This window comes from Mesorhizobium sp. WSM1293 (assembly GCF_000513875.1).
GTDB lineage: Bacteria > Pseudomonadota > Alphaproteobacteria > Rhizobiales > Rhizobiaceae > Mesorhizobium > Mesorhizobium ciceri.
In genome coordinates this window covers 258,974-270,360 of the sequence record NZ_AZUV01000011.1, presented here as the reverse complement: position 1 = coordinate 270,360, position 11,387 = coordinate 258,974, and the positions used below count along the sequence as shown (strand labels likewise).

Here is an 11,387-nt window from a genome sequence, read left to right as displayed (position 1 = left end):
GAAGCCTCGCATCGCGGCTGGGGCAAGTCGGTGGTCATCGGCGTTGCCGGCGCCGGCCAGGAGATCTCGACGCGGCCGTTCCAGCTGGTCACCGGCCGCACCTGGATGGGCACCGCCTTCGGCGGCGCGCGCGGCCGCACCGATGTGCCGAAGATCGTCGACTGGTACATGGACGGCAAGATCCAGATCGACCCTATGATCACCCANACGCTCAAGCTCGAGGACATCAACAAGGGTTTCGATCTCATGCATGCCGGGGAGAGCATTCGCAGCGTCGTGGTTTACTGACCGGCTCACACGACACGCCCGCGTCGAAGGCTCTGTGTTCCCAAAATACCGTGCCTCCCCGACATCGGGCGTTAGGCCGGCGGCGCGACTGACATTCCGGATGTCCGCGCCGCCGGTCGGTTCGACCCCACCTGATCCGCCCGGGTTGCCGCGATCAATGTCGATGCCGTAGACACCGGCCCATTGGTGTTTGAAATCCGTGGAGAGGGAATATGCCGGAACCCATGAAGACCATCTCCCAGGCAAAATCCCATGGCGGAGTGCAGGGCATCTATTCGCACCTGTCGACGAGTTGCTGCTGCGACATGACATTTGCCGTTTTCGTGCCTCCACAGGCCCGGGAAACGCCTTGCCCCGTGGTGTGGTATTTGTCGGGACTGACCTGCACCCATCAAAATGTCATGGACAAAGGCGAATACAGGCGCATGGCCGCCGAACTTGGCCTGATCGTCGTCTGTCCAGACACCAGTCCGCGCGGCGCCGACATCCCTGATGACAAGGACAATTGGCAGTTTGGCGGCGGCGCCGGCTTTTATCTTGATGCAACGCAGGAGCCTTATGCGAAGAACTACCGGATGTATTCCTACCTCGTCGAGGAACTACCCACGCTGATCGCCGCTAATTTTCCGGCAGACATGTCGCGCCAAGCCATAACGGGCCATTCGATGGGCGGACACGGCGCGCTGACGATTGCTTTGAAAAACCCGCAGCGGTTCAGGAGTTGCTCGGCATTTGCGCCGATCGTGCAGCCAAGCGCTGCCGGCTGGTCAAGTCCGGCTTTCGAAAAATATCTCGGCACGGATGAGGCCTCGTGGCGGGCCTACGACGCTACTTCGCTTGTTGAAGACGGGCGCCGCTTCCCGGAATTTCTCGTCGATCAGGGAACATCGGACGGGTTCCTGAATGACGGGCTGAGACCCTGGCTTTTGGAGGCGGCCTGCGCCAAAGCCGGCATTCCGCTGACGTTGCGCATGCAAGACGGATACGACCATTCGTATTTCTTCATTTCGACATTCATGGACGACCATTTGAGATGGCATGCGGAACGGCTTGCTTAGGTCGAGGTCCGAGCGATGCAATCGGATTAATCCTCGTCCAAGCGAGGAACGCGTTACTCTTTCTCGTGTCTACCGGGGCGAGGAACACGATGGCGCCGCATTGAAATTGTTGAACAATTTCAACCGGAAGCGCTACCAACGCGTATAAATTTTTAGCCATTTCAATGGTTTAACTGGATTTTGGTAGCGGGAGAGGGACTTGAACCCCCGACCCCAGGATTATGATTCCCGTGCTCTAACCAACTGAGCTACCCCGCCAGGGCGGCGAAAGGCCCGAAATCCGCCTCAAATCGAAAGGCATGTCGGGGGCGTTCGCCAAGGTCGCGCGGATATAAGGTTGGGAGGGCGAGCCTGTCAAGCTTCGAAGCAACCGGCTTGCCGGCTTATCGTCATTATCGAAAAGCTTTGCCGCGGCGACATTTGGTTGTCGCCGCCGGGGTTGAGTTCGAAGGGGCACGTCGCTATGTCTCGGCCACGAGTTTTTAGAGTTTGAAACAGATGAAGCCGCGCATAGCAGTCCTCGGTTGCGGATACTGGGGCAGCAACCACATCCGCACTCTCAAGGCGCTCGGCGCGCTGCACGCGGTCTCCGATACCAACCGGGCCCGCGCGGAAGGCTTTGCCAGCGAGCAGGACTGCCTGGCGATCGAGCCGGACCAGCTGTTCGTCCGCGACGATATCGACGCCATCGTCATGGCGCTGCCGCCGCAGTTCCATGCCGACCTTGCGGTACGTGCCGTCGAGAACGGCAAGGACGTGCTGGTGGAAAAGCCGATCGCGCTGACGGTGGCGGATGCCGAGCGTGCGGTGCAGGCGGCCAAGGACAATGGCCGCGTCTTCATGGTCGGCCATGTCCTGCGGTTCCACCCCGCCTTCGAGACGCTGAAGGGGCTGATCGACAAGGGCGAGCTTGGCGAAGTCCGCTACATCCACTCTCACCGGCTCGGCCTCGGCAAGTTCCACACAGAGAACGACGCGCTGTGGGACCTGGCGCCGCACGATCTGTCGATGATCCTGGCGATCACCGGCACAGAGCCGATCGAGGTGCGCGGCGAGGGGGCCGCCCTGCTCGACAATCTCAGCGACTTCGCGCATCTGCACATGCGCTTCCCCAACGGCCTGCGCAGCCATCTCTTCACCTCGCGTCTCAATCCCTATCGCGAGCGGCGGCTGACCGTGGTCGGCACCAAGGCAATGGCGGTGTTCGACGACGTCGAGCCATGGGAACGCAAGCTGGCCGTCTACCGCCACGCGGTGTGGCAGGACAGCGGCCAATGGGCCTTCACCACCAATGAGCCGTCCTATGTCGCGGTTGCCCAGGGCATGCCGCTGACGCGCGAGCTGGAGCATTTCATCCAGTGCATCGAGACGCGTGCCGAACCGCGTACCAGCGGCGAGGAAGCGATCCGGGTGCTGCGCATCCTGACCGCCGGCACGGTCACCCACACCAAGTCGAATTCCTGAAGCGCGGATTATTCGGCAGGAAACTTATTCGGCAAGAATCTTATTCCGCGGGAATCTTATTCCGCGGGAATCTGGGCCGGCCGGGCGGCAAGCCGGGTCAGCATGGCCTCGGCCTCGGCGCCACGCTCCGATCGCTCGATGAAGCCGCCGCCGAACACGCGGGCTTCGTTGCCGTCATCGGAGTAGAGCACGCAGGCCTGGCCCGGCGCGATGCCGGACTCGCCGTCTACCAGTTCCACCCATGTGGCACCGGCACGATGATGCAGCACGGCCGGGCGCGGCGGCCGCGTCGAGCGGACCTTGGCGAACAGTTCCAGGCCGCCGGCAGGGACGTCTGTGAGCGGTCCGTCGCCCAGCCAGTTCATATTGCGCAGATAGATCTTGTGCGTCTCCAGCGCCTCGCGCGGGCCAACCACGACGCGAGCCCGGTCGGCATCGAGATGGACGACGTAAAGCGGCTCGCCGGAAGCGATGCCGATGCCACGGCGCTGGCCGATCGTGTAGCGCAGGATGCCCTCATGGCGGCCGAGCACGCGGCCGTCGATGTGGACGATGTCGCCCGGATTGGCCGCAGTTGGCTTCAGCTTGGCGATGATGTCGGAATACTTGCCCTGCGGCACGAAGCAGATGTCCTGGCTGTCCTGCTTGGCGGCAACCGCCAGCCCCATCTCCTCGGCGATGGCGCGAACCTGAGGCTTCGACAGGCCGCCGAGGGGAAAGCGCAGATAATCGATCTGCGCCTGCGTGGTGGCGAACAGGAAGTAGCTCTGGTCACGGTCGGCGTCGACCGGACGGTAGAGCGCGCGCTGGGCGCCATTGGCGCCGGAACGGATGTAGTGGCCGGTGGCCAGCGCGTCGGCGCCGAGCTCCTTGGCGGTGGCCAGGAGGTCGGCGAACTTCACCGTCTGGTTGCAGGAAACGCACGGGATCGGCGTCTCGCCGGCGACGTAGCTTTCGGCGAAGGGATCGATGACCGCCTTGCGGAAGCGTTCCTCGTAGTCGAGCACATAATGGGGGATGCCGAGCGTCTCGGAGACACGGCGGGCATCGTCGATGTCCTGCCCCGCGCAGCATGAGCCGGCCCGGTGCGTCGCCGCGCCGTGGTCGTAGAGCTGCAAGGTGACGCCGACGACGTCGTAGCCCTCGCGTTTCAGCAGGCCGGCGACGACCGATGAATCGACACCGCCCGACATGGCGACGACGATGCGGGTGTTTTCGGGACGTCCGGGAAGATCGAGACTGTTCATGATGCTTTCGTTCTGCGCGGCGCCTCAATGCCAATGTCGAGAATATAGGTCAAGCTTTACCGGCGCGCCAGCGTGCAGGGCGATTCACCGTTTGTGGCCGATCTTCGCCAAGGGATGCATTTTCCCCCGGCAAATCAGGGTTTGCGGGCAGATGTTTCAAATGCCGGCGAAAAGACTAACGCGGCGTTCATGATCCTTACCTAGTCATTAGGGTCTGCTTAGGCAATTTTTAAAGCTGTGGCGGTAACGTGGCGGGGATTGGGTCTTTGAGTTTTTTGTAGAGAGTACGATGACCGATCTGGTTAGACCGAGAGTCAAATATGTTATCGGGCCTGACGGCAGCCCTCTTACGATTGCCGATCTGCCGCCGACCAATACACGTCGCTGGGTTATCCGGCGTAAGGCGGAAGTGGTTGCGGCCGTGCGCGGCGGGCTTTTGAGCCTGGACGAGGCATGCCAACGCTACAAGCTCACCACCGAGGAATTCCTGTCCTGGCAGGCGTCGATCGACGAATACGGCCTTGCCGGGCTGCGCACGACACGCATCCAGCAATACCGGCACTGACCATTGCGAATTTAGATGAAGGGCGCGGCTAACCCCGCGCCCTTCTGTTTTTCACGGTCACCGTTCCGCTCAGAGCGACAGCACAACCTTGCCGATCGGCTTGGTGGCAAGGAAGGCGTGAGCGGCCCCCGCCTGGTCCAGTGGGAAGCTCTTCGCCACATGGACGGTGAGCTTGTGGGCATCGATCAACCGAGCCAGTTCCAGCAGGCCCTCCCTGTCGGGCACGACCGACATACGCTCGACCCGAATATTGCGCGCACTGGCCTGCGCCCTGGTGTCGTTGCTGACATCGAGCAATGATACCAGCACGCCGCCACGTTTGAGCACCTTCAGTGAGCGTTGGGCGTGGTCGCCGCCCATTGGATCCAGCACCAGATCGATGTCGCGAACCTGGTCGGTGAAATCGCCCTTGGTGTAGTCGATGACCTCGTCGGCGCCGAGGTTGCGGACGAAATCGAGCTTGGCCGGACTGGCCGTGGCGACGACGTGGGCCCCGTGCGCCTTGGCGATCTGCACCGCCAGATGACCGACGCCGCCGGCTCCCGCATGCACCAATACGCGCTGCCCCGATTTCAGCCCGCCGTGGCGAACAAGCCCTTGCCAGGCGGTGAGGCCGGCCAGCGGCAAGGCGCCTGCCTCGAGGTGGCCCGCGCCCTTCGGCTTCAGTGTGATTTGATCGGCAGGTACGGCAACCAACTCGGCATAGGCGGCGGCCTGCTTGGGAAAGCGCGGCATCCCGAACACCTCGTCGCCGATCTTGAAGCCGGTGACGCCGGCGCCGAGTGCTTCGACAGTTCCCGAGATATCCCACCCCAGGATGAAGGGCGGCTCGCCGAGCAAGGGGTAGTAGCCGGCACGGACGGCGCCATCGACCGGATTGATGCCCGCGGCCTTGACACCGACCAGCACTTCGCCGGCCTCTGGCGTGGGATCGGGCTGATCGGCGATGACAAGGACGTCGGGTCCGCCGACGGAATTCTGGATAGCGGCACGCATTGAGATATCTCCTGCTCGGTTGATGCCACTATCATTTGGATAGTAATAGTCCCTTGTCTAGTATGTACCTTTCTGATACATACGCACCTCATGGATAGTGAAGATGATTGCGGTTTCGGCTATGACGCGTTCCGGCGAACGTGTCCTTCGCACACGGTGCTGGAGATGCTGGCCAGCAAATGGGTCTATCTGGTGGTTTGTGCGCTGCGCAAAGGCCGGCTGCGCAATGGCGAGCTTGCCCGGAAGCTTGACGGCATCACGCCGAAGATGCTGACCCAGACGCTGCGCGTGCTCGAGCGCGACGGATTGGTACGGCGCGAGATCTTTCCGGTCATTCCGCCGCGCGTCGAATATGAATTGACCGAGCTCGGTCAGAACCTGGCGGGACTGCTTACCCTGATCAGGTCATGGGCGGAGCAGCATGCGCCGGATATCAAGGATGCCCGTGCAAGGGCAATTGCCGAGAATGAAGGGGATTGGGCCGCGTAGGGCGGTTTTCATTCTTCTGGGCGTATTCCCGCCGGGCCGCAAGCCGCGACAATGCGCCAGCCCGATGGCGAGCGTTGACGTCGCCAGGGGCAGGGTTTTAGCCGATCATGGCGCTGCGGCCACCGACTTCGGCTTCGCGGATCTTCGTGTCGCGCGATTCCAGCATTTCCGCTTTGGAAAGCTCCGCTTCAGCTTCGCCGAGTAATGATTCGGCGGCACTTCGCTGCTGGGCGAGGTCGCTTTGGGAATTCCTGAGATTGTCGCGGCGCAGGCGAGCCGCCTTGGCGAAGGTCGGATAGGCGAAATGGTTGATGTCGGTGATGCCGGCCTTCTTTTCCTCGGCGGTAATCTGAAGCTCCAGCTCGACGGCCATGCGTTCGAACTCGGCGATCATCATGTCGAGCTGCAGCAGCTGCCGCCGCTTCTCATTCACCTGAAACTGTTTCAGCCGAACGAGGTTTTCACGTGACTTCATGATTCGGTACTCCCGGAAACGCACACCCGCACTTATCGTCCAAACCACCTGGAAACGCCCAGGCCGCACCCGTGTCCACCGGCTTTCCCCCAACTATGGGAAACAAAACCCTAAAGTTTTTTGCCGGCGGTAACCATTCGTTTACGGGCATTGTTAATCATACGGGTCAGGACTTAAGGCCGGGTAAAAATTCCGGCCACCGATGCGGAAGCGACGTCGATGAGTCCCTGGAGTCGCTTAGTCCAGGTTGTTAATGTGTTGCATTAGGAATTTGGTTCTGAGATTCGTTATTAGATTCAAGAGGGTGTAGAAAGAGGTTAAAAAATCTGGTACCGTCATGGACGGGAAATTAGGATTTGTTAACCATTCAATGGCAGCCTCTGCACAAGGCAACCACTGCTCCGGGTCCGGACGGGTCGTGAAATGGTCCGGCAGCAGAAAAGGGGAATAAAATGCGTGTTCTGCTGATAGAAGATGACAGTGCAACCGCACAAAGCATCGAACTGATGCTGAAATCGGAAAGTTTCAACGTCTACACGACCGATCTCGGTGAAGAGGGTGTCGATCTAGGCAAGCTCTACGACTACGATATCATTCTTCTCGACCTCAACCTGCCTGACATGTCAGGCTACGAGGTCTTGAGAACGCTTCGCCTTTCCAAGGTCAAAACACCTATTCTCATCCTCTCCGGCATGGCCGGCATCGAGGACAAGGTGCGCGGCCTCGGCTTCGGCGCAGACGACTACATGACCAAGCCATTCCACAAGGACGAGCTGGTTGCCCGCATTCATGCCATCGTGCGGCGTTCCAAGGGCCACGCCCAGTCGGTCATCACCACCGGCGACCTGGTGGTCAACCTCGATGCCAAGACAGTCGAAGTGGGCGGCCAGCGCGTGCACCTGACCGGCAAGGAATACCAGATGCTGGAGTTGCTCTCGCTACGCAAGGGCACCACGTTGACCAAGGAAATGTTCCTCAACCACCTCTATGGCGGCATGGACGAGCCTGAGCTGAAAATCATCGACGTCTTCATCTGCAAGCTGCGCAAAAAGCTCGACGCGGCATCGGGCGGTCAGAACTACATCGAAACGGTCTGGGGTCGCGGCTATGTGCTGCGCGAACCGGAAGACATTCGCGTCAGCGCCTGAGCGACGAATCGTTCGAATCTTTTCAATAAAAAACCCGGCTTCGGCCGGGTTTTTGCATGATGGGCTGGTAACGGTCTGCTTTTGGGCTTCCGAGCAGAAGACCGTCACGCACTTTTTCTGGAGTTGCTCAAGGATGCCGAATCAGGTGCGCTCTTCAAGGTGCGAAAGCGCTCGAGCAGCTGCGGGCGGTTGAACGGCTTCAAGAGATAGCCCTGGGCGCCGGCTCGCTTGGCCCGCATGATCGAAGCAATATCGAGCTCGACCAGGGAAATCAGGATCTGCGGCCTTATCGGGCTCTCCATGGCGCGGACGCGACGGATGAGATCGACCGCCGGTACGTCGGGCAAGGCGCCATCGACGACGATGATGTCGGGCATGTCGGCGGCGCACATCTCCAGCGCGTCAAGTCCGCTGGCGGCCTCGATGACAATCATTTCGGAGCCGCCCAGGATGCGTTTTGCAACCTTCCTGATAACGCTTGAATCGTCGACGAACATGCAGCGTTTCATTTCCGGGTCCTCTTTGCCTTCTGGCGGTCCGGTAGCGTCGGGGGCATCCAGGACGCACCATAGGCCAATCTGGTAAAGAAGCCGAAAAGGCGTTAGGTAAAATTTTTACAAAGATGGGCAGGTGCCTGCTTTTATTCACGAATGCTTTGGCACCGCCTGAACGACCAGACGCATCTCAAGTCGATGAGCTGGAATTACAGCGTTAAATGAAAAAATACTTCGCTTTATCGGCTGCGCATCAGGCCGCCGAAAGCACGATTTCTTCCGGCGTCGCGTGGATCGATATCGTCATGCCGGCTTCGCGCGCCAGAAGCAGCGTGTAATAGGGCTGCACGGAATGCGCGTCGATCGGCTCCTCCGGCTTGTGGCCGGAATGCAGTTCGAGGAATTTCGGCGGCACCCGCAGCATCGGGCCAGCCGACGTAAGCGCGAAACGCGGTTCGGTCTCAAGGTTTTCCAGCGTCACGGAAAGCTTGCCGCCGCGCGGAATGGCGGCATTGGCGACGAGGATCAGGTTGAGCAGCAGCTTGACCTTGTTCTTGGGCAGCAACGCGCGGGGCCCGTTCCAGGTCAGTTCCGGCTTTTCGTTCTTGAGGAAGGCGATGGCGACCGCTTCGGCATCGCCGGTATCGATCAACATGCCGGCCGAACCGGCGGCACCGAAGGCGATGCGGGCGAACTGAAGGCGGGCCGAAGCGTTGCGGGCGCTCTGGCGGATCAGCTTCATGGCGTCCTCATCGGCGCCGCCTTCATCAAGCAATTCGAGCCCGTTGTTGATCGCGCCGACCGGCGAGATGATATCGTGGCAGACCCGGCTGCACAAAAGCGCTGCCAGATCGGGTGCGGAAAGGGTGAACAGATCGGCCATCGGCGAAAAATCCCTGCAAAATCTCACAACTCATGGCCGGGCGATCGATCGTCGCCTGCCACACGAATCACGCACTCTCTCCTCAGGCTTTCTGAATACACAGCGCCCGTGCGTGCAGCAACAAATCCAAATTGTGGTTGTGGCAAATGGCGTGTGCACGCAGGCTGCCGACCCCAATTGAGCGACCCCAAACAGCCTTCGAACCGCCATGTTCATGTGGGAGCTTAATGGTTGAAAAAGGATTACGGCATAATTTGCCCCTAACAGTTACCCTTAACGGCCGGCTAAAAGAGCCGTACGGGGTGCGAGGCGTCGGCGAAGGTGCTCCCTGACGGAGATTGGAAGCATGTTTTCCCGATACTACGACCGGAGCTTTCTCCGTGTCTTCTCAATGGCGGTCACGCTCCTGGGCGTTCTCGTCTTCTCGACTTCAGCCCTGCGGGCCCAGGAATACACCGCTCAGGAGATTGTCGATTCCGGTCACAAATTTTTTGGCGCCACATCGGGCGGACTCGCCACGGTGATCGAGAAGATTTTTGCCTCCTACGGCCTGCCCAACGGCTATCTGCTGGGCGAAGAGGGCTCCGGTGCGCTGATCGGTGGCCTGACCTATGGCGAAGGCACGCTCTACACCAAGAATGCCGGCGACCACAAAGTGTTCTGGCAAGGCCCGTCGCTCGGCTGGGATTTCGGCGGCGAGGGGTCGCGGGTGATGATGCTGGTCTACAATCTCGATGATGTGGGCAGCCTCTACAACCGCTATGGCGGCGTTGCCGGTTCAGCCTATGTGGTGGCGGGCGTCGGCTTCAACGTACTGAAGAACAACAATGTTCTCCTGGTGCCGATCCGCACCGGCGTCGGTGCTCGGCTCGGCGTCAATCTCGGCTATCTGAAGCTTACCGAGCGGGCCACCTGGAATCCGTTCTAGGCTGAAGTCCTTGACTGTCGTTGTCCAAATCCGGGACCGCTTTTGGGTCGACATGCATTAAACTCGTAGCGTTGCGGCAAACCCTTGCCGCAACGCTGGATTTCCGCCATGTCAACGTGGCACAGTCAAAGCGCTCTATGCGCTTTTGATGCTTGCCGGCCACAACGGGTAGTCACTTGGTCCAGTCGGTCCTGTTCTTCGTCCTCGGCTTTCTCTGCGCTGGCTTTCTGGCGCTCATGGTGGCTCCGGCCATATGGCGTCGTGCGGTCGCGCTTACACGCAAACGCATCGAATCCTCGATCCCTCTGACGCAGACCGAGATCCAGGCGGACAAGGATCGCATCCGCGCCGAATACGCCATGACGACGCGCCGCCTGGAAATCAGCGTCAAGGCGTTGCGTGAGAAGGCGGCCGAACAACTGGTCGAGATCAATCGCGGTCGCGAGGCCATGAAGGGCCTGGCGGTCGAGCGGACTGACAAGAACCAGGCGCTGACCGAGCTGGGCGCGAAGAACGAAGCGCTGCGTCAGCGAGAGGGCGAGTTGCAGCAGCTTTCGGAGCGTCTGAAGGAAACCGAACGCAAGCTGGAAAAGCGCGCCCTTGAGCTGGAAAAGCTGGAGTGCATGTATGACGACGCCAGTTTTTCCTCGAGCAGCCGGCAGATCGAGCTCGTGGCGCGAGAGTCCGAAATGCAGAAACTCGCCAGTGACATTGCGATGCTGCGCGGCCAGCGCAAGGAAGCCGACAGGCGCGGCCAGGAAATCGCGGCCGAAAGCAAGGCCGCGCGGGACGCCCTGAAAGCCGAGAAGAAAAAGACCGCCGAGCTCGACAAGAAGGTCGAACGGCTGCTGGCCACACTTGCCGATCGAGAAGACAAACTCGATCGCCGCGAAAAGGAACTGGCACGCATGCGCGAAAGATCGAAATCCGAGGACAGCGCGCCAGCCTTGCGGCTGGTCGGCAAGGGCGGCGATGTCGCGAGGAGCGATGATTTCGACAAGGCAATCGCCAAGCTCGACAGCGACCGTGAGCAGCTCGAGGCGAGGCTGACGGCGCTGGCGCGCGAGAACAAACGGCTGAAGGCGGATCTCACCGCACTGGCCGCCTCCAAGGCCACTGACAGCAGCTCCGCCTTGCGCGAGCAGATGAACGAGCTGGCGGCGGAGGTCGTCCATCTGACGGCCAAGCTCGAGGGGCCTGGTTCGCCGATCGCCATGGCATTGGCGGTACCGTCGGACGCACGCTCCGGCAACGGTGACCGCAGTCTTGCCGACCGCGTGCGCGCGCTGCAGAAGGCTGACGCGACAAGCTGAGATCAGGTCTCCTTAGAGCATTTCACCGTTTCACGGAAA

The 11,387-nt window shown here is 60.7% G+C and carries 12 protein-coding genes, 1 tRNA gene and 1 pseudogene; 8 read left to right on the top strand and 6 right to left on the bottom strand.

Going from position 1 to position 11,387, the window contains the following annotated elements:
- Together M729_RS0116345 and fghA are read left to right on the top strand one after the other, a co-directional pair.
- Positions 1-288, top strand: a pseudogene (locus M729_RS0116345) (S-(hydroxymethyl)glutathione dehydrogenase); the annotation flags it as partial.
- Between the two features lie 212 nt (positions 289-500).
- A complete protein-coding gene (fghA, locus tag M729_RS0116340; RefSeq protein ID WP_027162208.1) occupies positions 501-1,346 on the top strand; it encodes an S-formylglutathione hydrolase in 846 nt (281 codons plus the stop codon).
- Between the two features lie 181 nt (positions 1,347-1,527).
- On the opposite strand, the gene M729_RS0116335 is transcribed toward fghA, so the two are convergent.
- Positions 1,528-1,604, bottom strand: a tRNA-Met gene (locus tag M729_RS0116335).
- A 240-nt stretch (positions 1,605-1,844) separates the two neighbouring features.
- Here M729_RS0116335 and M729_RS0116330 point away from each other — a divergent pair.
- Positions 1,845-2,810, top strand: coding sequence for a Gfo/Idh/MocA family oxidoreductase (locus M729_RS0116330; RefSeq protein WP_013529902.1), 966 nt, complete (start codon positions 1,845-1,847; stop codon positions 2,808-2,810).
- 56 nt (positions 2,811-2,866) lie between these two features.
- On the opposite strand, the gene mnmA is transcribed toward M729_RS0116330, so the two are convergent.
- A complete protein-coding gene (gene mnmA / locus M729_RS0116325) occupies positions 2,867-4,057 on the bottom strand; it encodes a tRNA 2-thiouridine(34) synthase MnmA (protein WP_013529903.1) in 1,191 nt (396 codons plus the stop codon).
- Positions 4,058-4,346: 289 nt separating this feature from the next.
- Here mnmA and M729_RS0116320 point away from each other — a divergent pair, with 289 nt between their 5' ends.
- On the top strand, positions 4,347-4,622 hold the full coding sequence (locus tag M729_RS0116320; RefSeq protein ID WP_013529904.1) for a DUF1153 domain-containing protein: 276 nt from the start codon (positions 4,347-4,349) through the stop codon (positions 4,620-4,622).
- A 69-nt stretch (positions 4,623-4,691) separates the two neighbouring features.
- Here M729_RS0116320 and M729_RS0116315 read toward each other — a convergent pair whose 3' ends face one another.
- Entirely contained in the window at positions 4,692-5,618 is a 927-nt protein-coding gene (locus M729_RS0116315) for an NADP-dependent oxidoreductase (protein ID WP_027162207.1), read from the bottom strand.
- Positions 5,619-5,708: 90 nt separating this feature from the next.
- Here M729_RS0116315 and M729_RS0116310 point away from each other — a divergent pair, with 90 nt between their 5' ends.
- The gene (locus M729_RS0116310; protein WP_027162206.1) at positions 5,709-6,107 is read left to right on the top strand and encodes a helix-turn-helix domain-containing protein; all 399 of its coding nucleotides are present in this window, start codon (positions 5,709-5,711) and stop codon (positions 6,105-6,107) included.
- A gap of 97 nt (positions 6,108-6,204) precedes the next feature.
- Here M729_RS0116310 and M729_RS0116305 read toward each other — a convergent pair whose 3' ends face one another.
- Positions 6,205-6,582, bottom strand: a complete 378-nt coding sequence (locus M729_RS0116305; RefSeq protein WP_013529907.1) for a flagellar export protein FliJ — start codon at positions 6,580-6,582, stop codon at positions 6,205-6,207.
- A 452-nt stretch (positions 6,583-7,034) separates the two neighbouring features.
- On the opposite strand from M729_RS0116305, the gene ctrA reads away from it, so the two are divergent.
- Positions 7,035-7,730: a cell cycle two-component system response regulator CtrA gene (gene ctrA / locus M729_RS0116300; RefSeq protein WP_006203583.1), complete on the top strand. Its 696-nt coding sequence runs from the start codon at positions 7,035-7,037 to the stop codon at positions 7,728-7,730.
- Between the two features lie 104 nt (positions 7,731-7,834).
- On the opposite strand, the gene M729_RS01000000135265 is transcribed toward ctrA, so the two are convergent.
- Both M729_RS01000000135265 and M729_RS0116290 read right to left on the bottom strand, forming a co-directional pair.
- Entirely contained in the window at positions 7,835-8,239 is a 405-nt protein-coding gene (locus M729_RS01000000135265; protein WP_024504503.1) for a response regulator, read from the bottom strand.
- A 238-nt stretch (positions 8,240-8,477) separates the two neighbouring features.
- Positions 8,478-9,107, bottom strand: a complete 630-nt coding sequence (locus tag M729_RS0116290; RefSeq protein ID WP_027162205.1) for a histidine phosphotransferase family protein — start codon at positions 9,105-9,107, stop codon at positions 8,478-8,480.
- 391 nt (positions 9,108-9,498) lie between these two features.
- On the opposite strand from M729_RS0116290, the gene M729_RS0116285 reads away from it, so the two are divergent.
- Entirely contained in the window at positions 9,499-10,035 is a 537-nt protein-coding gene (locus M729_RS0116285) for an EipA family protein (RefSeq protein ID WP_224621527.1), read from the top strand.
- Positions 10,036-10,211: 176 nt separating this feature from the next.
- Positions 10,212-11,348, top strand: coding sequence for a hypothetical protein (locus tag M729_RS0116280; RefSeq protein ID WP_027162204.1), 1,137 nt, complete (start codon positions 10,212-10,214; stop codon positions 11,346-11,348).
- Positions 11,349-11,387 lie beyond the last annotated feature (39 nt).

Coding starts and splice junctions, on each gene's coding strand:
- M729_RS0116330 (WP_013529902.1), top strand. CDS start 1,845: ATGAAGCCGCGCATAGCAGTCCTCGGTTGCGGATACTGGGGCAGCAAC.
- M729_RS0116320 (WP_013529904.1), top strand. CDS start 4,347: ATGACCGATCTGGTTAGACCGAGAGTCAAATATGTTATCGGGCCTGAC.
- M729_RS01000000135265 (WP_024504503.1), bottom strand. CDS start 8,239: ATGAAACGCTGCATGTTCGTCGACGATTCAAGCGTTATCAGGAAGGTT.
- fghA (WP_027162208.1), top strand. CDS start 501: ATGCCGGAACCCATGAAGACCATCTCCCAGGCAAAATCCCATGGCGGA.
- M729_RS0116305 (WP_013529907.1), bottom strand. CDS start 6,582: ATGAAGTCACGTGAAAACCTCGTTCGGCTGAAACAGTTTCAGGTGAAT.
- M729_RS0116315 (WP_027162207.1), bottom strand. CDS start 5,618: ATGCGTGCCGCTATCCAGAATTCCGTCGGCGGACCCGACGTCCTTGTC.
- M729_RS0116290 (WP_027162205.1), bottom strand. CDS start 9,107: ATGGCCGATCTGTTCACCCTTTCCGCACCCGATCTGGCAGCGCTTTTG.
- M729_RS0116285 (WP_224621527.1), top strand. CDS start 9,499: ATGGCGGTCACGCTCCTGGGCGTTCTCGTCTTCTCGACTTCAGCCCTG.
- mnmA (WP_013529903.1), bottom strand. CDS start 4,057: ATGAACAGTCTCGATCTTCCCGGACGTCCCGAAAACACCCGCATCGTC.
- ctrA (WP_006203583.1), top strand. CDS start 7,035: ATGCGTGTTCTGCTGATAGAAGATGACAGTGCAACCGCACAAAGCATC.
- M729_RS0116310 (WP_027162206.1), top strand. CDS start 5,709: ATGGATAGTGAAGATGATTGCGGTTTCGGCTATGACGCGTTCCGGCGA.